General features: G+C 48.0%; 21 protein-coding genes. 4 read left to right on the top strand and 17 right to left on the bottom strand.

Translation table 11 applies throughout. From position 1 onward, the window contains the following. Positions 1 to 119 precede the first annotated feature (119 nt). From DYH27_RS02785 to holA, 5 genes are all read right to left on the bottom strand, one after another. Entirely contained in the window at positions 120 to 1481 is a 1362-nt protein-coding gene (locus DYH27_RS02785; protein WP_025067657.1) for an MATE family efflux transporter, read from the bottom strand. An 820-nt stretch (positions 1482 to 2301) separates the two neighbouring features. Then, positions 2302 to 2886, bottom strand: a complete 585-nt coding sequence (locus DYH27_RS02780) for a porin family protein (protein ID WP_025067658.1) — start codon at positions 2884 to 2886, stop codon at positions 2302 to 2304. Between the two features lie 260 nt (positions 2887 to 3146). Next, positions 3147 to 4142, bottom strand: coding sequence for a 2-hydroxyacid dehydrogenase (locus DYH27_RS02775; protein ID WP_025067659.1), 996 nt, complete (start codon positions 4140 to 4142; stop codon positions 3147 to 3149). Positions 4143 to 4783: 641 nt separating this feature from the next. After that, positions 4784 to 5254 carry a helix-turn-helix domain-containing protein gene (locus DYH27_RS02770; RefSeq protein ID WP_025067660.1) on the bottom strand — a complete coding sequence of 157 codons (471 nt, stop codon included), beginning with the start codon at positions 5252 to 5254 and terminating at the stop codon, positions 4784 to 4786. Positions 5255 to 6092: 838 nt separating this feature from the next. After that, entirely contained in the window at positions 6093 to 7118 is a 1026-nt protein-coding gene (gene holA / locus DYH27_RS02765; RefSeq protein WP_025067661.1) for a DNA polymerase III subunit delta, read from the bottom strand. A 219-nt stretch (positions 7119 to 7337) separates the two neighbouring features. On the opposite strand from holA, the gene DYH27_RS02760 reads away from it, so the two are divergent. From DYH27_RS02760 to DYH27_RS02750, 3 genes are all read left to right on the top strand, one after another. After that, positions 7338 to 7787 carry a type I restriction enzyme HsdR N-terminal domain-containing protein gene (locus tag DYH27_RS02760; RefSeq protein ID WP_004354196.1) on the top strand — a complete coding sequence of 150 codons (450 nt, stop codon included), beginning with the start codon at positions 7338 to 7340 and terminating at the stop codon, positions 7785 to 7787. Between the two features lie 325 nt (positions 7788 to 8112). Further along, entirely contained in the window at positions 8113 to 8943 is an 831-nt protein-coding gene (locus tag DYH27_RS02755; protein WP_029216446.1) for a DnaJ domain-containing protein, read from the top strand. A 189-nt stretch (positions 8944 to 9132) separates the two neighbouring features. After that, on the top strand, positions 9133 to 9879 hold the full coding sequence (locus DYH27_RS02750; RefSeq protein WP_013671501.1) for a peptidylprolyl isomerase: 747 nt from the start codon (positions 9133 to 9135) through the stop codon (positions 9877 to 9879). Between the two features lie 702 nt (positions 9880 to 10581). Here the strand turns inward: DYH27_RS02750 and DYH27_RS02740 are convergent. The 11 genes from DYH27_RS02740 to DYH27_RS02690 form a co-directional block, all read right to left on the bottom strand. After that, on the bottom strand, positions 10582 to 11409 hold the full coding sequence (locus tag DYH27_RS02740) for a zinc ribbon domain-containing protein (RefSeq protein WP_013671502.1): 828 nt from the start codon (positions 11407 to 11409) through the stop codon (positions 10582 to 10584). An 88-nt stretch (positions 11410 to 11497) separates the two neighbouring features. After that, positions 11498 to 12313, bottom strand: a complete 816-nt coding sequence (locus DYH27_RS02735) for a Nif3-like dinuclear metal center hexameric protein (protein WP_025067663.1) — start codon at positions 12311 to 12313, stop codon at positions 11498 to 11500. Between the two features lie 83 nt (positions 12314 to 12396). Continuing rightward, entirely contained in the window at positions 12397 to 13302 is a 906-nt protein-coding gene (locus DYH27_RS02730; protein WP_025067664.1) for a Cbp1 family collagen-binding glycoprotein adhesin, read from the bottom strand. A 310-nt stretch (positions 13303 to 13612) separates the two neighbouring features. Next, positions 13613 to 14359 (bottom strand): polyprenol monophosphomannose synthase, encoded by a 747-nt coding sequence (locus DYH27_RS02725; protein WP_025067665.1) that lies wholly within the window; start codon positions 14357 to 14359, stop codon positions 13613 to 13615. A 67-nt stretch (positions 14360 to 14426) separates the two neighbouring features. Then, positions 14427 to 15254 carry a lysophospholipid acyltransferase family protein gene (locus DYH27_RS02720; protein ID WP_025067666.1) on the bottom strand — a complete coding sequence of 276 codons (828 nt, stop codon included), beginning with the start codon at positions 15252 to 15254 and terminating at the stop codon, positions 14427 to 14429. A gap of 19 nt (positions 15255 to 15273) precedes the next feature. Further along, positions 15274 to 16446, bottom strand: coding sequence for a metallophosphoesterase (locus DYH27_RS02715; RefSeq protein WP_025067667.1), 1173 nt, complete (start codon positions 16444 to 16446; stop codon positions 15274 to 15276). After that, entirely contained in the window at positions 16443 to 16592 is a 150-nt protein-coding gene (locus DYH27_RS13710; protein WP_155809674.1) for a vitamin B12 dependent-methionine synthase activation domain-containing protein, read from the bottom strand. The genes DYH27_RS02715 and DYH27_RS13710 overlap by 4 nt, the downstream gene beginning before the upstream one ends. Positions 16593 to 16696: 104 nt before the next feature. After that, complete coding sequence (locus DYH27_RS02705; protein WP_025067668.1) at positions 16697 to 18046, bottom strand: dihydroorotase; 1350 nt, start codon at positions 18044 to 18046, stop codon at positions 16697 to 16699. 91 nt (positions 18047 to 18137) lie between these two features. Next, positions 18138 to 18992: a DUF4369 domain-containing protein gene (locus tag DYH27_RS02700; RefSeq protein ID WP_029216445.1), complete on the bottom strand. Its 855-nt coding sequence runs from the start codon at positions 18990 to 18992 to the stop codon at positions 18138 to 18140. A gap of 110 nt (positions 18993 to 19102) precedes the next feature. Then, positions 19103 to 19537 (bottom strand): hypothetical protein, encoded by a 435-nt coding sequence (locus DYH27_RS02695; RefSeq protein ID WP_025067669.1) that lies wholly within the window; start codon positions 19535 to 19537, stop codon positions 19103 to 19105. Further along, complete coding sequence (locus tag DYH27_RS02690) at positions 19521 to 19865, bottom strand: FtsB family cell division protein (RefSeq protein ID WP_004354141.1); 345 nt, start codon at positions 19863 to 19865, stop codon at positions 19521 to 19523. The genes DYH27_RS02695 and DYH27_RS02690 overlap by 17 nt, the downstream gene beginning before the upstream one ends. A gap of 219 nt (positions 19866 to 20084) precedes the next feature. Between DYH27_RS02690 and DYH27_RS02685 the strand changes: the two genes are divergently transcribed. After that, positions 20085 to 21887 carry a DNA polymerase III subunit gamma/tau gene (locus DYH27_RS02685; protein ID WP_025067670.1) on the top strand — a complete coding sequence of 601 codons (1803 nt, stop codon included), beginning with the start codon at positions 20085 to 20087 and terminating at the stop codon, positions 21885 to 21887. Positions 21888 to 22503: 616 nt separating this feature from the next. Here the strand turns inward: DYH27_RS02685 and DYH27_RS02680 are convergent. Further along, complete coding sequence (locus DYH27_RS02680) at positions 22504 to 24774, bottom strand: cation:proton antiporter (protein WP_025067671.1); 2271 nt, start codon at positions 24772 to 24774, stop codon at positions 22504 to 22506. Between the last annotated feature and the right edge of the window lie 214 nt (positions 24775 to 24988).

The following is a 24988-nucleotide window of genomic DNA, read 5'->3' as shown; positions in this document are numbered from 1 at the left end:
GTCCACACCGCAAAAGGAGCATGCTGACGAATTGCAGAAAGACATTAATGAGGCTGTGTCAAAAGTCCATATGGGATATGTGACACACTTTCATTACCGTCTTTCCGGTTGGGGCGTACCTATCTTTTCTCCGTTGAACTTTCGATTCGCTTTAATCCTTTCTGGTAGTAAATGTAATAGAGTATTCCTGCTGTTGTCAGCCCAAAGGGAAAGGCGTACCAGACACCCAGCAGCCGGTAGTCCATTACAACTCCGAAAAAATAGCCCAGAGGCAATGACACGACAAAAAAAGCGATGAAGGCAATCCATGTCAGCGGACGCACAACAGCAATGCCGCGCAAGGCATTCGCATAGTTGCACTGCATACCGTCTCCGAACTGATAGATCATAAATGGGACAATCGGCATGGAGACCATTGAAATGACATCGGCATTATCGGTGAACAGACCACCGATAATGTGACGGCAAAGGAAAACCGGAACGGATGTAGACAGTGCAAGCAGGAAGACCAGATGGATTCCGGCAGTCGCCGTGCGTCTTACGCTCGTATAGTCGCGCTGACCCATGAAGTTGCTGATGCGCACCGCCACGGCTGCTGCCAGCCCGTAATAAATCATATAGCCCAGCTGTGAGATGGTAAGCATGACCTGATGTGCCGCTAGGGATGTCGTACCGAACCATCCCACCATCAGACTCGACAGGCTGAAGGCAGCCGCCTCCATTCCCATCTGCAATGCCAGAGGGAGACCGAGGACAGTTATCTGCCTGAAATCCGTGCGGTTCGTGTGCCCCAGTCGCCATCCTTTCCGGTATTCCCTGTATTTCCTGCCGAAGAAGAAGACACCGGCCATCACGATTGCCATCACAATCCGTGAAATCATCGTGGACAGACCAGCACCAATCAATCCCATCTCCGGTATGCCTAAATGACCGTAGATGAGTATCCAGTTGCCGAAGATGTTCATCACGTTGCCGCTGACAAGAATCCACATGGCTACTTTCGTATCGGTAATTCCGTCCGTAAACTGCCGGAAGGTATTGAACCAGCAGACAAACGGTAAGGAGACAAGCTGGATGAGGAAGTAAGGGCGTATGAGCGGAAGCAGCTCCTCCGGCTGTCCCAGCCGGTGGACGTTCAGGTAGAGGGCGGTCATGATGACTGACAGGAATACCGCCATACAGGTGTTGGCTGCCACAGCACTCTTCATCAGTTCGCCGATGCGATGGGTCTTCTCCTGTCCGTAGAGCGTTCCGACAAGGGCTGTGACAGCATAGGTGAAGCCGATGGCAAAGATAATGACCAGCGTGAACATATTGTTGACAAACGCCGCTGCCGCCAGTTCTTCCGTACTGTGATGCCCGATCATAAGTGTGTCGGCAAAGTTCAGAATAAGGTTTCCCAACTGTCCGATGATGATGGGAACGCCTAAATAAGTGAGATTACGATAGTGTGTTTCGTATTTTGAAAATTGATAAGACATACCTTTTGGTTTCTGTATAAATGATAACGGAACTGCAAAGGTACGAAATAAAAGCGTATTTCCACGCATAGTTCATGGCTTGCTTTCCGTAAGGCTGCTCCCACACTCCCTACAAGTCCCTACAGACAGGGGGACCGTTTCACGGAAAAGACGCAGATGCACCGACTGCTGAGGTAAGGGACCAGTAGATAATGAATGGGGATTATCATTTACCCACTGATTCTTTCCTGTCAGTGGGTCGATGGTAAACACTAATGGTGTTGGCGGTGTACACCCATGGTGTCAAGGCTTAGTTCGGATCACGTTAAGTATTATGATAATCGGACAGAAGTAGTCTGTTATTCTTGAAAATATGCTTTCTGAATAAACATCGTGCTCCCCCCGATAAAGAGTCTGCCGCAGAAGAATATACTTCAGGATAAAACATAGTCTGGCATTCTTTCACGGCAGATGCGCTTGTGGGCGATCTGCCGTGAAATTATTTTCCTGTCACTGCCGTCACTCAGTAAATACATATAACATACTAATGAACAATGTATTAGTGAGGAATGTTAAAAGTGACAGCAAATGAGAAATAAAATTTTTGCAGTAAACAGTCGGTAATTCTGTCCTCATTGTCAGCATCCTGGCTACTCTAAACTTTAGAAGATTTAGAAGATTTTTCATAAGTAGAATGAGTCTACCCCCACGAAAGATCTACTGTCCCGAGGTAAGGGCTGCCCTCATCTGCTCTCATCTATCGGCATTTGACCTACCCACAATAAAAAAGGAGGAGACAATAAAGTCCCCTCCCCGATAGTAAAACCCAAATGGAAATGAATTACAGGTCGAATTTGTAACCCAAAGTAATCTGGAATACGCTATTCTTCTGGTCAAGTTTGTCAACGTCGAACACCTTTGTCAATCCCCAGTTGTAACGAGCATCTACCTGGAAGTTATTGTACTCGTAAGAAATACCTACAGGGATAGAGAAATCCACCGACTTGGGCTTCAGATCGACTAAAGCTCCTCCTAAAACAGGCATCCTGAGATCAAGCTTGTCATTAACCTTGAAGCCCGGCTGTACACCCAGTTTCACGGCGAGACCTTTGACAACATAGACGTTTGCCATGATAGGTACATTGATGTAGTCCAGCTTTTCTGTGGACTTAGCACCAAAAGCGTCAAACTTAGCACCCTGCATCGAATAGAGTACGCCTGCGCTGACAGAGAAGATGTCGCTTGCCTGGTATTCCCCTTCGACACCAGCGACGAGACCTACACGTGCGTCAGAACTGTTGTTGTCTGTAAGGTTGGCGATGCTTACACCGACCTTCGGCTGGAGGTTGAATGAACCTACTGCGTGCTGTGCGAATGTAGCGACTGATGAAAACATCAATGCGGCTACTACCAATACTTTTTTCATAACTCTTTTGTTTTTAATTAGGTATAAATGTTGCCAATATGTTGTCCTTTCTATCTCGTGGCACTCTGTACAGGTGTCTTCCGAATGATGTATTATCAAATACCTCTTGTGGGCAAAGATAGTGGAAACGGATGTAATGTCAAAGCGTTTTGTGTTAAATTGTATTTATCTTGTGTTTTTGCTGATTGATTTCAATGAAAAGGTGGACAGAGAAAGATAATCTTTCAATGTCCACCTTATTTATATATAGGGGAGATACTTTATTTCACCTCACAGCTCAGTTTCTTTCCCTCTGCAAGTTCCTTCACACTGTTGAGTGTGGAAACGGCGATGTTATGAAGTGCCTCTTTGGTGAAGAAAGCCTGATGAGAAGTCAGGACAACGTTCGGTACCATCAGCAGGCGTGCCAGTACATCGTCGTCGATCATCTTTCCGCTCTTGTCCTCGTAGAAGTATTCTTTCTCTTCCTCATATACGTCGAGACCGGCCGACCCCACCTGCTTGGTGCGGAGTCCCTCAATGAGGTCCTCGGTATGGATGAGCTGTCCGCGGCCTGTATTGATGATCATTACCCCCTTCTTCATCCTGGCGATACTCTCCCGATTGATGAGGAACTTGGTGTCGGATGTCAGTGGACAGTGAAGCGAAATGATGTCACTGTGCGCATACAGTTCGTCGAGCTGGACAATCTTTACCCCATACCGTTCTGCAAACTCCTTGTCAGGGTAAAGGTCGTAGGCCATGATGTTCATCCCGAATCCGTGGAGGATTCTGATCAGTTCCTTGGCGATGCGTCCCATACCGATTACGCCGGCTGTCTTGCCGTACATATCGAAGCCCAGCAGCCCGTTGAGCGTGAAGTTACCGTCACGTGTACGGTGTACAGCACGATAGATCTTGCGGTTCAGGCTCAGCATCAAAGCTACTGCATACTCGGCCACGGCGTGTGGCGAATAGGCCGGGACACGTGTGACCTTGATACGACCTTCTGCTGCTTTGAGGTCTACATTGTTGAAACCGGCACAGCGAAGAGCAATGAGCTTCACTCCGTTCTTCACCAGTTCGTCAATCACCCGTGCATCACACTCTGCATTGACGAAGATGCAGACCACATCAGCATCCTTTGCCAGAGGAACCGTACTGATACTGAGTCGCTCCTGGTAATAGCGGATGTCGAAATTATAATCTTTATTTACTGCGTCGAACGACTTTATGTCATACGACTTTGCATCGAAGAATGCTATCCTTACTGCCATTAATCTGTTTAGTTTTAAATTATTATGAGTATCCTGAGAATTCTCTACATGCAAATGCCAGAGGGTGCCCCTTTTTGTTTCCTGACATCTCCCGGCAATCTTATGTGTTGATGCTATCTCGCCTTTTCCAAGACGATGCAAAGGTACGTATAATCTGTAATATCTGCAAATTTCTGCTCGGTTACCCGATTTATGACATGGGAAGAACAGACATTTTCCTCATTAAGAAGCATTGGTCTAAAATCGGAATCTATCCTTGAAATATGTCTGCGGGAAGTACACAAGTACAGGAGAAAACAGAAGTGGTTTTCATTTCATAGTAAATGATAATCCCCATTAATTATCTACTGGTCCAGAACAACCGCTATCATTGAGTTATTGACTCTTTGATAACGGTTATTCTTTACGAATGATGGCTGTCTTTAGTGGAAAGCGAGTTTTGACACACCCATTTCCACCTACCAGACTTATGCGACAGAAGCGTCTTCAAGACTGCTTACATAGATGTTTACTGGCTATTCTTCTCTCTACCACCGTTGCTTCAGAGAATAAATAATGTAACTTTGCAGACTCAAGACATATCATGCCATCAACATCCCAAAATCGGAAGCGTTACTATCACCAAGGCACACATCAACAACTTACTTCTTCGGCACAAAACTTTCCCATGTTTGGTCGTCAAAAAAAATACGGATCTCCGTAATGCGACGTTGCGGTTTGTCAATATATTTCACTTCTGTACGAACAGGATTTCTAGGGGATTGCTCCATAGAAGCCATAGTGGACAAAACCTCGTCTTGATGTGATGGAGCAGTGGGGGAAGAAAAATCAAGTGCTCCCTCAGATCCGGCAGAATGTACCGTACCCATCCCGCTTGTAGCTGGTGCAGCTTCAGCCTCCTGCCCCTTGAACATAGGTCCCTGCCCGTACATGAGCCAATCAAGATTAATCTTGGTGAACTTGCTCCTGATTGCCTCAACAGTATTCAGGGTAGGTTTGGTTCTTCCTGTGAAGATACTGCTGAGAGAGGCTGATGAGATTCCGATGAAATCCGAAAAGGTCTGCTGGGTCATGTGCTGACTTTCCATGAGCTGTCTGATTCTATCTTTCATAACCAAATTCTATTGTTCATAAGTAAATAGGTGATGTATGATGGCTTATTTGCCACATTCTCATCTATTTTACAAAGGTAAACATAATATTTTAAACACCCAAATCAAATGAAAGAGAATATTGTTATTGATATTTACATTTTAATACCTACAATCTGAAAGATAATATAATCAATACTGTGCATCGGTATTTACATTTACATAACAAAATCAAATATTCGATAAACAACATAATAGATAGATGAATGGATTTAATTAATTTACTGATTATCAAATCCTATCCAAAGAATATAAAATACAAATCAAGATGATATACGGATGAATGGTACAATATATTAATCCTATCGGGCTATTTCCAATAAGAAAACTACATAAAACACTGGATTACAGACGTATAAATAAAAATGAAGAATACCGCATGTATATTCATTTCTGTTTTCAAACCAAAAAGTTTAGGTTTATAGTTGAAAATAAAAGTTTGTATGTGCAAAATAGTGGACAAAGGATTGGTATCTTGAATTTACAAATGCAAAAACAAAGAGGTTAGAAAGGTTGAGTGGGTTATACGTTTGTAAATCATAATATACGTGAAACATAAATTTAATGTCGGGTAAAAGGTCCATCTTTAGCGTGCTTGGCATATTCGTGGACCAATGGAAAGCAGTATGAAAATATGCGAAAAATGAAAGGGGGAAAACGAGCTAACTCTCCTATCTACCAGCATAAAACACGAAAAAAGCACTCTTTTCAGAGTGCTCATTTTAGATCAAAAACAACATACTGTTAGGTAAAACAGAGGGAATTTTACCCTACAAAAACATAAAAACCCCTCTGTTTCTTAATGAAGAATGAAGAAAACAAGTTCTTTCATCAAATCTCCTACTCCAGTATTAGGATTATCCAGTCCTTTACTCTTTCCATCAATATCCCGTAGCTTGGAAATTATATCCATTGTTTTACGTGCTGAATAGTTTTTCAGGCCTATCATGTAATCCCTCACTCCCCAGGTATTACGTAAATCCAATGCTCCCGCAATGTCCTGTTCCGAGTTCCGCCGGGGTGCATAATGAACAATCATCAGATTCTGAAAATAGGAAAAAAGCAATGGGAGGAAAGAATAAAGAGATCCGGCTTTTGGATTACTGTCAAAATATTTCACAATCTGATTAGCCTTGAAACTGTCCTTCTGAATGATGGCATTCCTCAGCTCAAAAGCATTGAAATCCTTGCTTACCCCTATCTCCCTCTCCACCACCTCTGGTGTCACCCGGAGGTGGTCTTCCGGAAGCGAGATGAGCACCTTGTCCAACTCGGAGGCAAGACGGCTGAGGTCAGTTCCGATATGGTCGGCTATCATCTGGCACGCCTTGGGGTCGATGCTGACATTTTTCTTTTTCAGATAACCTTGGATAAAATCAGGAAGCTGATAGTCGCGCAGCCTCTTGCTTTCAAAGACGACACCGACGGCCTGCGCCAATCCGATGGCTTTCTTGCGCGCATCAATTTTCCCATTTTTATGACACCACACAAGGATGGTTGATTTTACAGGATTCTTGAGATACTTCTCCAAGGCCTCTAAAGAGCGGACATTCTGCGCTTCCTTGACAATAATCACCTGATATTCTGCCATCATGGGATAACGACGCGCCATATCAGCTACCTGGACAGCCGTAACATCCGACCCGAAACAGATGGTCTGGTTGAAATCGCGTTCTTCCGGAGAAAGGACATGGTCTGCAATATAGTCAGAAATCAGATCGATGTAATAGGCCTCATCTCCCATCAGCATATAGACTGGAGCAAACCTACGGCTCTTCAAATCCTGCATAATATGCTGAAATGTTGTTCCTTGCTTTGCTGGCATTTACTTTTTTATTAACTTTGCATAACTAATATATCGTAGCACTCTCAAGCGGCTTGCCTGGCAAGAAAGCCGGAGCAATCCACCTATTTGGTGGAAAAAGCGCCCCAAAACGGTACGGGGTTCTCCTGCAAAGTTAATAGAAAAGATATAGATTACAAAATTTTCGCATGACTTTCACCCCCTACATTTATGCCTTATTATATATAGAATATTTTGGAAATGATGCAACTAAATCTCCCTCCCTATCAGGCCAGGGTAAAGGAAGTGAACGGACGGAAACAGATTTTTGACATACTCCGCAGAAAATATGTGGCACTCACGCCAGAGGAATGGGTCCGGCAGCACTTCATTCATTACCTCATTGAGCATAAGGACTACCCTATCACCCTGCTCGCCAATGAAGTTCCACTGCAGGTCGGAGAAAAGAAAGTCCGTGCAGACAGTGTTCTTTATGACAATCGTCTTCGGCCGAGAATGATTTTCGAGTATAAAGCCTCCACCATCCCTTTGACGCAAAAGGTTTTCGACCAGATAACCGTCTACAATCTCTTGCTCCATGTCGACTACCTTATCGTGTCAAACGGACTGGAAACCTATGTCTGTAGAATGGATTATGACAAGCAGACATATAGGTTCGTAGAGAATATCCCGAATTATCATGATATTTAACGGAAGGTGAACTCAAGCCTTTCATTATACAAGAATAAATATTGACAAGCAAGACGCTTTGAAAGTCTCCTTCATAAGTCTTCTGTCTTTTCGGCTCCCAGGTTCTGCTTTCTTCCTGAAAGGGTATGGCGAATATGCAGCTGAAAGAGAAAGAAGAATAGGGTTGCATGGCACAAAGAGCTGACAATGTCCATATAAAATAAGCAAAAGTCAATGTGGAATTTCCAGAACAAGCCTTAGCCGGGTATCAGAGTTTGGCATCATCTTTGTGCTTCCTTACAGAGGAGGAGATTAACAGAAGTCAGTTCGTATAAAAAGAGAAACAATGGCAATAGGAAAATGGATCGGCGGTGCATTAGGCTGGATACTCGGCGGAGGTGTCCTGGGAGCTGTGGCAGGATTCTGCATAGGCACTATGCTCGATGAAGCAATCAATGACAGCAGTAACAGCAAAGCTGACAACAGTACAGGCAATAGGGAACAGGACTATTACAGAAGTCAAAACGGTTTTGGGGGCAGTCGACCTTTCGAGGAAGACCGTAATTCCTTTCTGTTCTCCATGCTTGTACTTTCTTCTTACATCATAAAAGCTGACGGCCGGATCATGCACTCTGAGATGGAGTTCGTGCGACAGTTCCTTCGCCACAACTTCGGTACACAGGCTGTAAGCCAGGGAGAGGACATCCTGCTGAAACTGTTTGAGCTGCAAAAGCGGCAAGGACCTTACCAGTTCAAGGAGACAATCCGCAAAAGCTGTGTAGAAATCGGGTTCCACATGAATATCAGCCAGCGGTTGCAGCTGCTCAACTATCTTGTCATCATTGCCAAGGTAGACGGCATTGTAAGCCCAGAGGAAGTAGCAGCATTGAAGGAGGTTGCCCGCTATCTTGGCCTTTCGCCTCAGGATGTAGATTCAATGCTCAACCTGGAAAGCGGTGCCAAGGACAGCAGCAGTATTGAGGAGGCCTATAAAGTATTGGGCATCTTACCGTCTGCCACAGACGAAGAGGTGAAGACTGCTTATCGCAAGATGGCACTGAAGCACCATCCCGACCGTGTCGCCTCCCTCGGAGAGGATGTGCGCAAAGCTGCTGAAAAGAAATTTCAGAAGATTAATGATGCTAAAGAAAGAATATTCAAGGCAAGAGGACTATAAAAAAGCTGAGGGGTTTACAGATCATTTGCAGACGGGCAATCGTCTGTCGAATGGCATGAAATGTAAACCCATCGGCAGATTTCAGGAGGAATCGGATATTGGAAATCTAAACAAGTAGCTATACCTTCCGGAAGTAATCCGTAAACCTAGACCTATTAATTACCATAAATATCAAAATTAAACAACCATATGGCAACAAGACTTAAAATAAAGACAACAGAGGGCGACATTGTCATCCGTCTCTATGATGAGACCCCCAGACACCGTGACAACTTTCTGAAATTAGCGAAGAATGGCTACTTCAACGGCACCCTCTTTCACCGGGTAATAAAGGACTTCATGATACAAGGGGGTGACCCTGACAGTAAAAATGCACCGAAAGGGAAAATACTGGGAACCGGCGGACCAGACTATACCATTCCGGCAGAGTTCGTTTACCCACGATATTTTCACAAGCGTGGCGCACTAAGCGCTGCCCGTACTGGAGATGAAGTAAATCCCGACAGGGAAAGCAGCGGCAGCCAGTTCTACATCGTATGGGGAAAAATCTACAAACCTGCGGAACTTAAGCAGATGGAACGTCAGATGGCCATGCAGCAGGAACAGGAAGTTTTCAACCTGCTTGCAAAAGAACATCGTGAAGAAATCATGGAGTTCCGGCGCAACCGTGACCAGGCCGGATTACAGACACTACAGGAACAACTGATTGAAGAGACAAAGAAAATCTGCAGGCAGAAGGGGAAGCCCACCTTTACAACAGAGCAGACAGAAGCCTACACAACTGTTGGCGGGACACCATTCCTTGACAACCAATACACCGTCTTCGGTGAAGTAGAAGAAGGAATCAATGTGGTTGAGCGTATCCAGAACCGCAAGACCGACCGCAATGACCGTCCTACAGAAGACGTAAAGATGGAAGCTATCGCTATACTATGACGTATGCACAGAACCGCTGATGCCCCTACAGGGAGGAAAATACAGATCCACAACCTGGCATCTTCCAGTCTGTAAGTTGAAATCGGAACAGCAGATTTTTCGTGGGGGTAGACTCTTTCTACTTATAAAAACAATTCTAAAGTTTAAAGTGGCAGTGAGGACAGAATTACCAACTGTTTACTGCAAAAGTTTATTTCTTATTTGCTGTCACTTTTAACATTTTTCAATAACACATTGTTTATTAGTATGTTATAAGCATTTACAGAGTGACGGTAGTGACAGGAAAATAATTTCACAGCAGACCGATCACAGGTGCATCTGCTGTGAATAATTTCTTGAGCAAGAACTTTCAAAAAGACATTTGCATTTCGAAATGCACTTTTTTATGTATGCCAATCAGCAGCATACTGAAAGCAGCAGGAAAACCTGCCTCCCCTTCCCACTCGGTTGAGACACATACGTTGTCCCTCCATATAAGACATACAGAAAAACGACTTATCCCAGACACAGAAAGAGACGATCCCAGAACGTCAGGTGCAACCACGATTGCATTCCGACCTTCTGAGACCGTCTCTTTTCCTGTATACATCCAGACCGGGCTTTCCGGGGAAAAGGAGCTGTCCATCTTCTATTCGACAACCAAGACTTCTGTACAGCCCAATACGACACCTGTCCGGGAAAGAGAGGAAGGGTTGCAGACTACTACTCCCCCTCTTCTTCCTCTTTCTTCTTGCGTGTCGTTCTACGCTTCTTCGGTTTCTCTTCTGTAGGCTTGTCCACTTTCACGCCTGCCAGTTCCGGGTCAATAAGGATACGGCCGCAATACTCGCAGACGATGATTTTCTTGTGCATCTTCACATCCAGCTGACGCTGGGGCGGAATCTTGTTGAAACAGCCACCACAGGCATCACGTTGTACATAAACAATGCCCAGACCATTGCGGGCACCACGCCGGATGCGCTTGAAGCTGCGGAGCAGTCCGGGTTCGATTTTCGTCTCCAGCTCTGCCGCCTTCTCTTTCAGCAGCCCTTCCTCTTCGCGCGTTTCCTGCATGATCTCATCCAGTTCATTGCGTTTCTCTTCCAAGGCACGCTGTCTGTCTTCAAGCAGAGCGCGGTTGGCATCCAGGTCTTGCTGCTTCTCTTCAACCTTGAACTGAGCCTCTTTGATTTTCTTGTTACAAAGTTCAATCTCCAAGGTCTGGAACTCGATTTCCTTGGTCAGCGTGTCATACTCACGGTTGTTTGCAACAGTATCCAGCTGCTTGTTGTAACGTTCCAGACTTGCCTGTGCCTCAACAATGTCGCCCTTCTTCTGGGCAACCGCACTCTGGTAGTCCTTGATGTCCTGTTCGATTTTCTCAATACGGGTGTGCAGACCTTCCAGCTCGTCTTCCAGGTCGCGCACCTCAAGCGGCAGTTCGCCGCGCAGTGCGCGCTTCTCGTCGATGCCGGACAATGTCGTCTGCAACTGAAAGAGATTCTTCAGTTTTTCCTCTACTGGTAAATCCTTTGGATCTTTCTTTGCCATAATTCCTTATATTAATTCAAAATTCATAATCGTAATTACCGGTGTCTGCCGGCAGACCTTTCGACACGTCTGCAATTAACCTAACTGGCTAAAAGTAAACGATGGGATTCGTATTTACCTCTGACAGGAGGCACTTCACTCCCGGGCAATCACGTGAAATCACGTCACGAAACACCTCCACAGTGTACTGCTCACTTTGATAATGTCCGATGACACAAAGCTGTATTTCCTGCTCATGCCCGAAGAACTCGTGATACCCCATCTCTCCCGTAACAAAGGCATCGGCACCAGCCTCGACAGCATCGTGCAGAAGAAAAGCCCCTGATCCGCCACAGAGAGCAACGGTACGTATCCTGCGACGAAGCAGCTCATTGGCCTGAACACACTCAACGTCAAACAGTTTCTTCAGCAACAATATAAAATCGTCGGCTGCCAACGGAGTCTCCAACTCACCAATGACACCGTCGCCTCCAATAACCGTATCGCCCATCAGCGAACTCATTACCTGTTTGCTACGTCTCAGAAACCGTACGTCTTCAAGTCCTAACTTCTCGGCTATCTTGTAGTTCACGCCTCCCACAGCCGAATCCAGATTCGTGTGCATGGCCACAATGGCAATATCGTTCTTGACCGCCTTCATGACAGTACGCTGCACATAGTCCGCATCCGACACCTGTGCCAGCTTACGGAAGATAAGCGGATGGTGTACGACAATCAGGTTGCATCCCCGGCGGATGGCTTCATCCACTATGTTTTCCGTCACGTCAAGACACAACAAAGCCCCTGATACTTCCGCCTCTGTCAACCCAACCTGCAGGCCAGCATTATCATAGCTCTCCTGCAGAGGCAAAGGCGCGAATCGTTCAAGGGCATCAACTACTTCCTTTATTTTCACGCTACGCATAAGTTTCAGACTGCAAAGATAAGAAAATTATCCGATTTCTACAATCTTTGCCGTCTATTATTTTTTCTCCTTTCGAAGCACGGTCATTCCTGAATGATCAGATAGCGCGACACGTTCCAGAACTTGTCAGCATTCGTAATCGTAAGTGTAGTCGTACCATCCTCGTTCTCTGTAAGCGTATAGCTCGCCTCCGGATTTGCTGACAGCACTTTCGGCGCATGGGAGTTGATTGTCAACGTCTTCAGTTCTTTGCGGTCTGCCTTCGTAAAATTCTCATCAATGATGTGGTTGCCGTCAATCTTCTTCGAGAAGAAGCCGGTCTTCAACAGTCCCTTTTCCTTCAGCGTCTGCTTTCTGGCAATGATATAATAGACCTCCGATGAAGTCTCCCTCTGCTGATCCATTATCCGCTTTGCTTTGAGTCTGATGTTTTCCCGCTCCAGCTCTGATATCTTAAGCTTGTCGCAAAGGGCATCCATGTCGCTGTTCCGGTTCAGGACGATGAACCTGAGCTGGTCTACACTTACATCCTTCCGGGCTGCCATTGCCTGAAGGCGCGCTACGCGTTCACTCTTCTCCTTCAGCTGCTCCGAAAGGAAGTCTATCACCTTGTAGAGGTTCTCCATCTCCGTCTTCTCGCCTGACGTGCCATCCGTCTTCCTCGTCCTCTCTTTCTGGATCCGGGCTATCTGCTTCTGCTTTTCTGCCAGCAGGGCACCGAGGGCGTTGATCTGCCGGATGATTTTCGACCGCTTGTTCGTATGCTCTGTGGCCTTGCAGAGCAATCTCTCCTGCGAATAGATGAGATCAAGATCGGCAGAAATATCGTCAATCGAAGCGGTAAGCTGGCTTATCGCCTCCGACTCCCTCGACGGAGGGGTGACATTGATTCGCTGCCTGACAGGGACCGGTCGTTTTTCCTCCACACAAGAGGTAGAAGTGAAAACACCTGCAAGTAAGATTAGAGATGTGAGTTTATTGCAGTTCATCTTCAAAATATATCGAATATCCTGCAAAGATACGCCATTTATACGAAGAATCTGCCAGATGTGTCTTAAAAATGCTAATAAAAGGTAAACGAGCATATACCCACACGGCAGGCAGCACCTGACCGGTCATCGTCACTTATAGAGTTGATGCCCATCACTTATGGAGTTGACGGCAGACACCGACCGTGCTGACGGCCCGCTCCTTGCAATATATAGCCAGGATGGAAGCCAGTTTGCAGCTGGAAAAGAGCTGTACCGGCAGAACTTATCTGATCTGGGGGCTTGCTTTTCCGAAAACAATGCGGAGAACCTACTTTTGCATCTTCGGATACTTCCTGAACCAACCGTCCATACGGAGACGCATGACCCCGAAGAACGCCTCTGAAAAGATACCCCCGCTCATCTTGCTGGTCCCCTCCCGCCGATTGACGAAGATAACAGGAACTTCCTTTATCCTGAAACCAATCTTATAGGCCGTGTATTTCATTTCAATCTGGAAGGCATAGCCTTTGAAACGAATTCTGTCCAATGGGATTGTCTCAAGGACGCGACGTCGGTAACATACAAATCCCGCCGTGGTATCATGGACGTGGAAGCCGGTCACAATCTGGACATACTTGCTGGCAAAGTAGCTCATCAGTACTCGTCCGATAGGCCAGTTGACGACATTCACACCACTGACATAACGTGACCCTACAGCAACGTCGTAGCCTTCATCGTGCGTGGCGGCATAGAGACGTGGCAGGTCATTGGGGTCGTGGCTGAAGTCTGCATCCATCTCGAAGATATAGTCGTAGCCATGTTCCAAAGCCCACTTGAAACCGGTAATATAGGCAGTCCCTAATCCTAACTTACCTGAACGCTCGATGATGAAAAGGCGGTCTGTGAACTCCGTCTCCATCAGACGGTGGACAATCTGCGCCGTTCCGTCAGGACTTCCGTCGTCAATCACCAGAATATGGAAGTACTTCTCCAGTTGGAATACCGCCCGGATGATTTTTTCCATGTTCTCCTTCTCGTTGTATGTCGGTATGATTACAATGCTGTCGCTTGTCATAGGATTGTTGTTTTAACAGGACAAATATAGTGGAAAAATATGGAACTGACAAATTTTCCGCCTGATTTTATTGATCCGGATTCTCTATGAATCCCTGGTATTCGGGTGTGAGACCGGCCATGACCGCATCATATGCTCTTTCCATTGTCTGCTTCTCAAACGCCGCCCCCTTTCCTTCCGGGAAAATCGGTTCATGAATGGTAAGACAGAGCCGGTGCCATACTGGGAAACGCCAGTCACTGGTACGCGGCATGACATCAAAAGAGCCGTTGATGGTGAGCGGGCAGACAGGCAGCTGCAGTTCATCGGCAAGCATGAAGGCTCCCCGGCGAAACCGTCCCATGTGTCCTGTGAAGCTGCGTGCGCCTTCGGGGAAAACAACGACAGACATACCCTCACGGAGCGTTTCGCGCGCCGTGTCGTAAGTCTTCTTTATCTTGCTGGCACCACTCTTGTCCACATAAATGTGGTGGGCCTTTTCACAGGCAAGACCAATCAAGGGGATTTTCCGGATAGCCTTTTTCATCATCCATTTGAAGTTACGGCCGAGGAAGCCGTAGATGAGAAAGATGTCAAAAGCTCCCTGATGATTGCTGACAAAGACATAGCTCTGTCTCGGGTCAAGATGTTCACGTCCTTTGACTTTCACGGGGAGGAGGAGCAGACGGATCGTAAGCCACGCCCAGTACTTGCCGGGATAATATCCCCAGAAGTGCCCGTTGCCCAACTGGCAGCCGACGGTGGTTGTCAGAGCGGTAAGTATGGAGGCCAAGACAAAGAGCGGTAAGACGATAAACATCGTATAGAGATTGTACAGAACGGTCAGGATCTGTACGAATACCGGACGATGGACAGTGGAATGTTGTACTTGTTGCCGGGCTGTAGGGTTGCTCATAGCGTATTCTTTTTTAATTCTATTTCTTTGTATGTAGTGTTATCACTGCAATCTCGTTGGGCATATTGAGACGGAAAGGTACGAGTCCGCCCAGTCCCGCCGTAACGTAGAGACAGCGTTCTCCCTGTCGGTATAGTCCATAGTCTTCATGCTGCCGGATACTTGTCGGCCGCCACCCGAAGAGTTGCATCTGTCCGCCATGGGTATGCCCGCAGAGGGTCAGCTGCGCTCTCGTTTTCGGCAGGACATTCCGTCTCCATGCCGACGGGTCATGCTGCAACATAATCACAAAGGCTTTCCTGCCGATACCCTTCGTCGCATTTCTGTAGTCGGAATAGTTCGGGAAAGGTGGTCGGCCGTCATTTTCCGTACCGCAGATATAGATGGAATCACCACTGGACGAGGTTATGACGATGTTCTGATTACGCAGGAGTGTCCAGCCTAACAGCTTTTCTTCTACGGCAATCAGCCGTGCTTCCTGTGCCGCCTTTTCTTTCGGATTGCCTTTGATATATTCTGTATAGTCATGGTTCCCCAGGACGGCTATCGTTCCCCTCATAGCCTGACGGATGACGGGCAGCATCTTCTCCACCTCTCTGGGACGCATATTCTGTAGGTCACCAGTGAAGCAGATGAGGTCAGGTTTCTGCTGTTCTATGCTGTCCATCTCTGCTTTCAATATTTTCTTCCGCCATCCGTCAAAGGTGCCGAGATGGAGGTCGGACAGGTGTACGATGCGATAGCCATCGAACGATGGCGGCAGATCATTGAACGACAGGTCGATGTGTCTTACACGGATGGCAGAGAAGCCCGCCGTAAGTCCATAGACGTAGACACAGAAAGCTATGGTGCCGAGGATAAGACCGACGTAATGCCCCCAGTTTCGATGAGTATGCGTAATGTACTTACGGACTATCCACCCCACGAAAGAAGAGAGGGTGAAGAAGGCTTTAGGACCGACGAACATACCGAGGAGAAAGAGATAAGTGTTCAGCCAAGTAAGGTCGGAAGGGGCAAAATTGCGGATGGAAGCCAGTGCGCAGGTATAGACGACCATACCGGCACAGGGCATCCACCACAGGAGACGTTGCCACCATGTGATGTGATACCGTTTGCGGAAATAGTGCATATCTATATACAGGTCAGACAGCACTATCACTAATATAAGGTATATGACGATTCTTGCTATCATTTCTTTAAAAGGCTGGAGCCGGGGATTCTCCTTCCTGCGTCAACCGAAAAGTCGTGCCGGCGGACATGGTCTTCCAACTGATTCTCTCCGATATTTCCCAGATCGAAACACCTGCTTTCAGGGTGTACGAACATCAAGCCGGACACACCGGCATACGGCTTTCATCATCCCCTCCGCAAGACTGATGCCAACTCCCTTCAGGTCCAGCAATCCATAAAGCCGAAAATCCACACTGATTACACATAGGGCTTCATTTCCCATTCCGGAAAGTAATCATTTCACCGCGTACAGCACTGTCAAATCTTCCATCATCCAACAGATGATGCCCGTTACAGAAAGTGTGTAAGACTCTCCATCGATAGGTGTGTCCCATCATCGGACTCCACTTGCATTTGCTTTGTATGCACGCTTCATCAACTGTCCAGGGACGATGAGGTGAGACGATTGTAATGTCCGCCTTATACCCCTTGCGCAGGAAACCGCGGGCGTCAACATGGAAGAGGCGGGCGGGGGCATGAGACATCAGTTCCACCATCCGCTCCATGTCAAGTACTTTCCCATCAACCAGCTCCAACATCGTAACAAGTGAGAACTGAACCATCGGCATTCCAGATGCTGCCCTGGCACAGCCTCCCTGCTTCTGTGCGAGCAAGTGCGGGGCATGGTCGGTGCCGACCACTGCAATCCGTCCGTCCATAAGTGCCTGACGGATGGCGGTACGGTCGGCAATGGTTTTGACTGACGGATTACACTTGATGAGGGCTTTCCGGGTAAGGTAATCCTGGGCTGAGAAAGCGATATGGGCGATGACAGCCTCCAGGGTAATCCTCCCTTCATCCTCCGGCTGATTTGCCAGCGACAACTCTCTTGCAGTAGAGATGTGTGCAATGTGCAGTCGTGTCTTGTATTTCCGTGCCAGTTCGACAGCCAACCGTGATGATGCCCAGCATGCTTCTTCACTGCGTATCTCACAGTGATGGCAGATGTCCGGGTCGTTTCCATAGCGTGCCTTGGCAGCTTTCATATTCTCATCGATCATGTGCGAATCCTCACAGTGGGTCATTACGGGGAGGGCAAGTTCTGCTGCCGTACGGAAAGTTTCCTCCAACGTTTCACGGCGGTCGACAAGCATATTTCCAGTCGATGCTCCCATGAAGAGTTTTATCCCGGGAATTGTGTGGGCATCAAGCAGAGAGAACAGTTTGCAGTTATTGTCTGCAGCACCGAAGAAAAAACTGTAGTTTACATGACTTGATCGACCTGCACGTGCCCATTTGTCGTGCAGAGCTTCCAGTGTTGTCGTCTGCGGAAGGGTGTTCGGCATCTCGAAATAGGACGTGACACCACCGTAGGCAGCTGCCCGGCTCTCGCTCTCAATGTCCGCTTTCTCGGTCAGTCCCGGTTCACGGAAATGAACATGGTCATCAATAACTCCGGGTAAAACAAAACACCCCATGGCATTGACCGTCTCGTCAAATGTACCATGGGGTGTCTGTGTTCCGTCTATAATCTCTGCGATACAATCGTCCTCTATGACGAGCGAACCGGTAAAGCTCCGCCCTTCATTGACAATTGTTCCGCCTTGGATGAGTTTCCTCATAAGTCTTTGTTGTTAGGGGTTGTGGCTGTCTGTTCCATGGAAAGCTGAAGGAATCAGAGGCAGGAAAGGAGGAAGAATGCAGGACGCAGCATCATCTGGAGATGGAATCACCGGCCATCTGTGCTGGAGTAGGAGGTGCAGCTACAGCATCAGGAGTAGTCCCGGCAGCATCAGGAGCCGCTTCAGCTGCCGGTTCCGCCGTACCGTTCATTTCTTTCTGTGCCTGTAGAAAATCGGCATAGAAAGCCTTTACCTGTGGATTCTGCTTGAATGAGTCTGTCGCCTTTGTCATGATATATTCAACCCATGACGGCAACTGGTTGATGGCGTTGGCATACATATAATCGTTCATCCACACAGGGTAGGCGTTGGGGGTCGTATCATAAGTAATACGGGTCATGAAACACCAGGGGCCGAGGATGTTGTCAAAGTTCTCCGTCACGAATTTCGTGAAGAGCTTGTCTCCCTTGGCGTATACTCCCAATGCTTTTTTGATGAGCTGAGCATTCACCGTATCCTCTTCGTGACCGTTCAGGATTGCCGCGCTCTCCTCATGGTCAATCTCTGCATACTGGTTACGCAGCTGTGTAAATTTTGTCCAGAAATCATTCAGCTTGTCGTTCAGCGGTGTCCCGCTGACACGCTGCTGCGTATTGTCCAGTCTGACCGTAATGTCTCCTTTCTCGATGACGACTGGAAACTGCAGGTTAACATCATCCATGAACACCTGTGCCACTTCCACAGAATCGATTGTCCCATGGAAAGCAAACTGTCCGTGAACAACATCACAGGAGTCCAGATTGACGAGCGAGTCGCCCTGGGCGGTCTTCAGATACAGTTTCCTTCCATCCAGACTTGAGACGTTGGATGTCCCCTGGATATTGAAAGAGTTGGCACACGATGTGAACGCCGCAAGCGTCAGGAGTGCATAGAGAACTTTATTCATAGATCATTTAACTGGTTCAATTTCTTCTCAGACAAAATTACAATCTATAATCGGACCTGAAAAACTTTTTTATTCAAATTAAAACTATCCGTAACCCTTTTAGCTTTTTTTTAGTTACTTTCCTTGTCGCCCTCTTTCTTCAGTTCATAGCTGATGCGATGTGTCGTGTACATCTCTATGACGGACGACAGAAGCAGGAGTATGACCCAGTTATGGTGAAAAATACTGACATAACTGCTGTAACCGTCCAATGAACCGGAAAACAGCGGGCGGAGAAAATGATAGCAGTCTTCCACCATGAACAGCCCGGCAAGGATGAACCCCCACCCTGCCAAGGTCATGATCCTGCGCAGGCGGCGGACAACAAGCTGTGTACCAAGATAACGCTGACGGGCCTGCACAAGCACAAAAGCGATGGCACCGACCAGCATCAGCCAGCATGCAAAGGGCTGAATCATGAGAAAGGCATACAGGCCTGCGCCTGCCACCATGATAATGCCTCCTGCAAGATAGATAATTGATTCGAGTTTATTCAGCTGTCTCATATTTAGGTGTGTTTTCTGCCGGCTGCTCATCGTCGCTCAGCACGAAGATATCTTCATCGTCAGCTTTCATGAAGTAACGCTCTCGGGCCACACGCGCAATGGCTCCGGAATCGGTCTTGAGATCTTTCAGCTGCTGCGTGTCATGCTGATACTGACGGTCATATCTCTGAATCTCAGCCTTAAGGTCATCAATCTGGTAGGCATATTCTATGCGCTTCATAAAGCTGTTCTCATCCAGCACACCCACGATGAGTGCGCCCAGAACAATAACAATATGGAACTTGAACCGACTGAAAAAGCGGTAAATATGTCCGGTAATCTTGCTCACGTCTCTGTTTTCCTTTCAGTAAAAATAAAGCAGGCGGGGCAAACAGTTCTGTTCCCAATCTGCCAGGCGCAGCTTATTTCCTGCAAAAGTAAGGAAAAGATTGCAGACGTACGCATGAAACATCTATATTTTTGGCAAATTAACAATTTAATTCTTTCCCTCTCCACCCTCTTCCCTTAACTTTTATTACCTTTGCATAAACTATCAGATTTTAAGTCTATGGATGAATATATTGTCTCGGCGCGCAAGTACCGCCCGATGTCCTTCGATTCTGTCGTGGGACAGCAGGCGCTGACCACCACGCTGAAGAATGCCGTGAAAAGCGGAAAGCTGGCCCATGCTTATCTTTTCTGCGGGCCACGGGGGGTGGGAAAGACCACCTGTGCCCGCATCTTTGCAAAAGCCATCAACTGCGAACACCCGACGGTCGACGGTGAAGCCTGTAATGAATGCGAAAGCTGCAAGGCGTTCGCCGAAGGACGCAGTTACAACATCTTCGAATTGGACGCTGCCAGCAACAACTCGGTCGAGAACATCAAGTCGCTGATGGAACAGACGCGAATTCCGCCACAGGTAGGACGCTACAAGGTCTTCATCATCGATGAGGTACACATGCTCTCGACGGCTGCCTTCAATGCTTTTCTCAAGACCTTGGAAGAGCCGCCTGCACACGTCATCTTCATTCTTGCGACAACCGAGAAGCACAAAATCCTCCCCACCATCCTGTCACGCTGCCAGATCTACGATTTCGAGCGCATGACTGTCCCGAACATCATCAGTCACCTTAAAAACGTGGCGGAAAAGGAAAACATACAGTATGAAGAGGAGGCACTGGCCATCATCGCCGAAAAGGCCGACGGTGGTATGCGCGATGCCCTCTCCATCTTCGATCAGGCAGCGAGTTTCTCTCAGGGAAACATCACCTACCAGAAGGTGATAGAAGACCTGAACGTGCTGGATGCAGACAATTACTTCAATATCGTCAGCCTTGCTCTGGAAAACAAGGTGAACGAAATCATGGTGCTCCTGAATGATGTACTCAACAAGGGATTCGACGGCGGCCATCTTGTCAACGGACTGGCCTCCCATGTCCGCAACGTACTGATGGCCAAGGATGCACAGACACTCCCACTGCTCGAAGTAAGCCAGCAGCAAAGGCTGCGTTATCAGGAACAGGCACAGAAGTGTCCCACCAGGTTCCTGTACAATGCCCTACAGATCATGAACCGCTGCGACGTGGAATACCGACAGAGTTCCAACAAGCGGCTGCTGGTAGAGCTGACGCTTATCCAGGTAGCACAGATCACGCAGAAGGACGATGATGTTCCAGCCTCGGGGCGTAGCCCTAAACGATTGAAATCCCTGTTCAAGAATCTTATCCTGAAGGCTCAACAGAAACCGGCTCCGCAGGTGGTCGGGAGCCTGAAACATAACGACGAGGCACATCGAAGCGATGACAGAAAAACAGTGGTGAATCCGTCGCAGGCGTTGCCATCTGCATCTGTCACACCGGTTTCCCGACCGGCGGCTAAAGTGATGTCGGGCTTGCCGAAGTCTATCAATCTGGGCGCATTGAGCATGTCATTCGACAATCTGCTGAAGAGTGACAAAAAGAAAACTCAGGAAGACGAGCCGGAAATAACCAACAAAGACGAAAACGAGGCCTTCACACAGCAGGAACTCGTTGTCCGCTGGCGGGCCATGTGTACACGTATGCCTGACAAGATGCAGGCTCTGGCACAGCGTATGAAGAATATTACGCCGACCATCACCGAGTTCCCCAACATCCAGGTACTTGCAGAGAACAACATCCAGCTCAACGAGATGCTTCCCATCAGGTCGCGCATCCGTGCCACACTGGCAAAGGATCTGCACAACGGACAGATCGGCCTTACTATCCGGCTTGCCCGCCAGGAGGAAATAAAGCCCATGCTCACCCCCCGCGAGGAACTTGACAAGTTGATGAGGAACAACAGCCCTGTGAAAAAACTCGTAGAGGCTTTGGGGCTGGATCTGGCTTAGCAGACAGCAGAAGTCATTTTCTTATTTGAAAAGACAGCCGGGCAGATTAATAACAGATCTGTTCATGGCAGGACAGTCCTGTCTGCCTTTCATTAACGACTGTCCGCAGCCCGCGGGGTTTACTTTCACATCGCAACAACTGGAAAAACGCAGCTGGTTGAAAAAAAGAAGTTACGTTGCTCTGCAAAAGAGACCAACGATGTCAGATAAGACTTAAACATGATAATTTTCCGTGCGTAATCTCTTTTAAACCGACAATTCCACATTGTTTTCGGAAAAACAAGCTCCCCTGATCACATTAGTTTCGCCGGCACAGCTCTTCTCGGGCTGCAATCCGCTCTCATCCCGGCAGCATATTGCAAAGATCAGGCCGTCAACACGGCTGGTGACTGCCTGCAACTCCATAAGTGATGGACATCAACTCCACAGGTGATGGGCATCAACACATTTGCAGGAAAGGCCGGTCCGCTCCCATCGCTATCATATACAGCAAGACGCTGACAGCCGACTTGCCGGGAAATGTTTGCCGGACAGCACCGGAATGAGACAGATGACAGCCAGACCATTTCCGTTCACGTCTGGCCTACCGGCTTCAACTTTCCGGCGGCAGACACAGTTACCCTAACGTCGTAATCCGATCAAGGTCATCCTGCTCGCCCACGACCCACAGCACATCGCCGGCCTGCAGACAGCGCGAGGGCGTTATGAGCGTAAGATTCTTCTGTCCTTCATCCACGCCCACCACCATACAGTTATACTTGTCACGGATACCACTGTCTCTGAGTGTCTTGCCAATGAAAGGACTCGTATTTGACATCGTAAAGCAACGGAGTTTCATCTCATGCTTTTCTATATCGGTATCTTCAGGCTGCAGTTCTGCCTTCATAGCATAAGAGAACAGCGTCAGCTGCTCGTCATCGCCAATAGCCTGCAGCTTGTCACCAGGAAAGAGAATCGTATTGCCGTTCGGGATATTCATGCGGTGTGAACCGCGGAGGATGCTGCTGACGTGTACGCCGAAACGGTTGCGCAGCTGCAGACTGCGCAGCGTCCTGCCGGCCCAGAGAGAATCGTCAGGCAGTTCAAGATTGGCGATGTGGATGTCACGGTCTATCAGATGGTCGGCAAAGAGCGGCTTCTTCTTCCCCTGCAGCTGTGCCTTGATGTCACGGCTGCGAAGATTCTGGATAAACAGACGTTCCAGCGTAATGCTTCTCTTCTTGAGGCGGCGCGAAAGAATCATCAGAACAAGTATACCTACGGCAATGGCAATCATCAGCGCATTCTGAAACCGTGTAAGATAATTGCAGATGTAGAAAATGAAACTGACGGCAATGACGACACGGGCAAGAATCGTGGCTATCAGCGGAAGACGGTTGATGCGACGGCCGGTCCATAACGCTTTGAATGCCTCGGAATGATTCTGCTTCATGACGATGGAACGCAGGAACGGCGAGACGAAAGCTACCGTGAGGAAACCGCAAACGGCATTGCCCGCCCAGTGACTGCCCGTCCATTCCACAGAGAAAAGCCTGCATACCGGGAGCACCGTAGAAAACATGATGGCGATGACGGCCGAAGAAAGAATGCCGTAAACAAGCGTATTGATCAGCATCTTCCTGGCAAGCACTTTCCAAAGACTGTCTGCGACGGTATTTCCGGGTGACGCACCGGTCTGTATATGTGTCAGGCGACGCACCCACCGTTTGGGTAGAAACCTGATGACAATATCATAACAAGGCTCTGCCGCACGGATCATATACGGTGTAAGGAAGGTCGTGATGACCGAGACGGCGACTACAACCGGATAGAGAAAGTCGCTGATAACGTGTAGCGACAGTCCCAACGATGCGATGATAAAGGCAAACTCACCCACCTGAGCCATCGAGAAGCCGCAGCGCATAGCGTTCTTGAGGGTCTGTCCGCCGAGCAGGTAGCCCAAGGTTCCGAACACAGCCTGCCCTGCAAGAATCGCAAGGACAAGCAGGAAAATGGGAACGGCATAGCCTGCAAGTATCTTCGGATTAACCAGCATTCCCACAGACACAAAGAAAACAGCCCCAAAGAGGTTCTTGACAGGGTCCACAAGACGGATGATCTTGTCGGCTTCGACCGTCTCTGCCAGGATGCTTCCCATGACAAAGGCACCGAAGGCAGCACTGAATCCGACCTGCGTCGACACGACTGCCATCAGACAGCAGAGGCCCAAGGCTACGACAAGAAGTGTCTCGTTGTTGAGTATCTTGCGGACAGAACGCAGGAAGAGCGGGATGACGAAAAGTCCGACGACAAACCACAGTACAAGGAAGAATCCGATTTTAAGAATGCTTCCGACAACCTGTACACCATCAGGACTGGCACCGCTGGCCAAGGTACTGAGCATTACCATCATCACTATGGCAAGAATATCCTCCAGGATAAGCACGCTCATGACGGTGGAGGCAAAGCCCTTCTGGGTAAGTCCCATATCGGAGAAAGCCTTATAGATTATGGTAGTAGAACTCATAGCAAGCATACCGCCCAGGAAAATACAGTCCATTTCTTTCCACCCGAAGCTGTAGCCTACGATGACACCCAGTGCCATCATACAGAAAATAATGGTACAGGCGGCAATGACGGGAGCAGCCCCTGTCCTGAGAATCTTCTTCACAGAGAAGTCCAGCCCCAATGAAAACAGCAGGAAGATGACGCCGATATCAGCCCAGGTCTGTATGTCGGCTTTGTCCACAACGCTCATCAGATAGGGCATATGGGGAGACACCAGGAAACCTGCCACGATATAGCCCAGCACCAACGGCTGCTTGAGCCTCTTGAACACAAGCGTTACGATTCCAGCTACGACAAGAATCAGTGCGAGGTCTTTGACCAGCGAGGGAAGCTCCGACATGATTTGTTCATCCAGATTCAACTCCTCCACAAGAGAGGAAGCCTGGACACGTGGGATTGATAGTAATTAATTTCTCCTTTTATCACCAAGATTCCTTATGGGTCTTATCGGCCCGGCCAATACATGAAAGTCATCAAACATCCGATTCTCAGGGACAGACAGGCACGTCTGTCCCTGTTTTCTGCCTGTCATCGGCATATCTGAATATCGCCAC

This window comes from Prevotella denticola (assembly GCF_900454835.1).
Lineage (GTDB): Bacteria > Bacteroidota > Bacteroidia > Bacteroidales > Bacteroidaceae > Prevotella > Prevotella denticola.
Note: the sequence above shows the minus strand (reverse complement) of the source record. Positions and strands in the feature narration are given on the sequence as shown.

Coding starts and splice junctions, on each gene's coding strand:
- DYH27_RS02770 (WP_025067660.1), bottom strand. CDS start 5,254: ATGAAAGATAGAATCAGACAGCTCATGGAAAGTCAGCACATGACCCAG.
- DYH27_RS02705 (WP_025067668.1), bottom strand. CDS start 18,046: ATGAGGAAACTCATCCAAGGCGGAACAATTGTCAATGAAGGGCGGAGC.
- DYH27_RS02775 (WP_025067659.1), bottom strand. CDS start 4,142: ATGGCAGTAAGGATAGCATTCTTCGATGCAAAGTCGTATGACATAAAG.
- DYH27_RS02780 (WP_025067658.1), bottom strand. CDS start 2,886: ATGAAAAAAGTATTGGTAGTAGCCGCATTGATGTTTTCATCAGTCGCT.
- holA (WP_025067661.1), bottom strand. CDS start 7,118: ATGCCAGCAAAGCAAGGAACAACATTTCAGCATATTATGCAGGATTTG.
- DYH27_RS02685 (WP_025067670.1), top strand. CDS start 20,085: ATGGATGAATATATTGTCTCGGCGCGCAAGTACCGCCCGATGTCCTTC.
- DYH27_RS02720 (WP_025067666.1), bottom strand. CDS start 15,254: ATGAGCAACCCTACAGCCCGGCAACAAGTACAACATTCCACTGTCCAT.
- DYH27_RS02695 (WP_025067669.1), bottom strand. CDS start 19,537: ATGAGACAGCTGAATAAACTCGAATCAATTATCTATCTTGCAGGAGGC.
- DYH27_RS02730 (WP_025067664.1), bottom strand. CDS start 13,302: ATGAACTGCAATAAACTCACATCTCTAATCTTACTTGCAGGTGTTTTC.
- DYH27_RS02740 (WP_013671502.1), bottom strand. CDS start 11,409: ATGGCAAAGAAAGATCCAAAGGATTTACCAGTAGAGGAAAAACTGAAG.
- DYH27_RS02680 (WP_025067671.1), bottom strand. CDS start 24,774: ATGTCGGAGCTTCCCTCGCTGGTCAAAGACCTCGCACTGATTCTTGTC.
- DYH27_RS02750 (WP_013671501.1), top strand. CDS start 9,133: ATGGCAACAAGACTTAAAATAAAGACAACAGAGGGCGACATTGTCATC.
- DYH27_RS02760 (WP_004354196.1), top strand. CDS start 7,338: ATGATGCAACTAAATCTCCCTCCCTATCAGGCCAGGGTAAAGGAAGTG.
- DYH27_RS02755 (WP_029216446.1), top strand. CDS start 8,113: ATGGCAATAGGAAAATGGATCGGCGGTGCATTAGGCTGGATACTCGGC.
- DYH27_RS02725 (WP_025067665.1), bottom strand. CDS start 14,359: ATGACAAGCGACAGCATTGTAATCATACCGACATACAACGAGAAGGAG.
- DYH27_RS02735 (WP_025067663.1), bottom strand. CDS start 12,313: ATGCGTAGCGTGAAAATAAAGGAAGTAGTTGATGCCCTTGAACGATTC.
- DYH27_RS02700 (WP_029216445.1), bottom strand. CDS start 18,992: ATGAATAAAGTTCTCTATGCACTCCTGACGCTTGCGGCGTTCACATCG.
- DYH27_RS02785 (WP_025067657.1), bottom strand. CDS start 1,481: ATGTCTTATCAATTTTCAAAATACGAAACACACTATCGTAATCTCACT.
- DYH27_RS02715 (WP_025067667.1), bottom strand. CDS start 16,446: ATGATAGCAAGAATCGTCATATACCTTATATTAGTGATAGTGCTGTCT.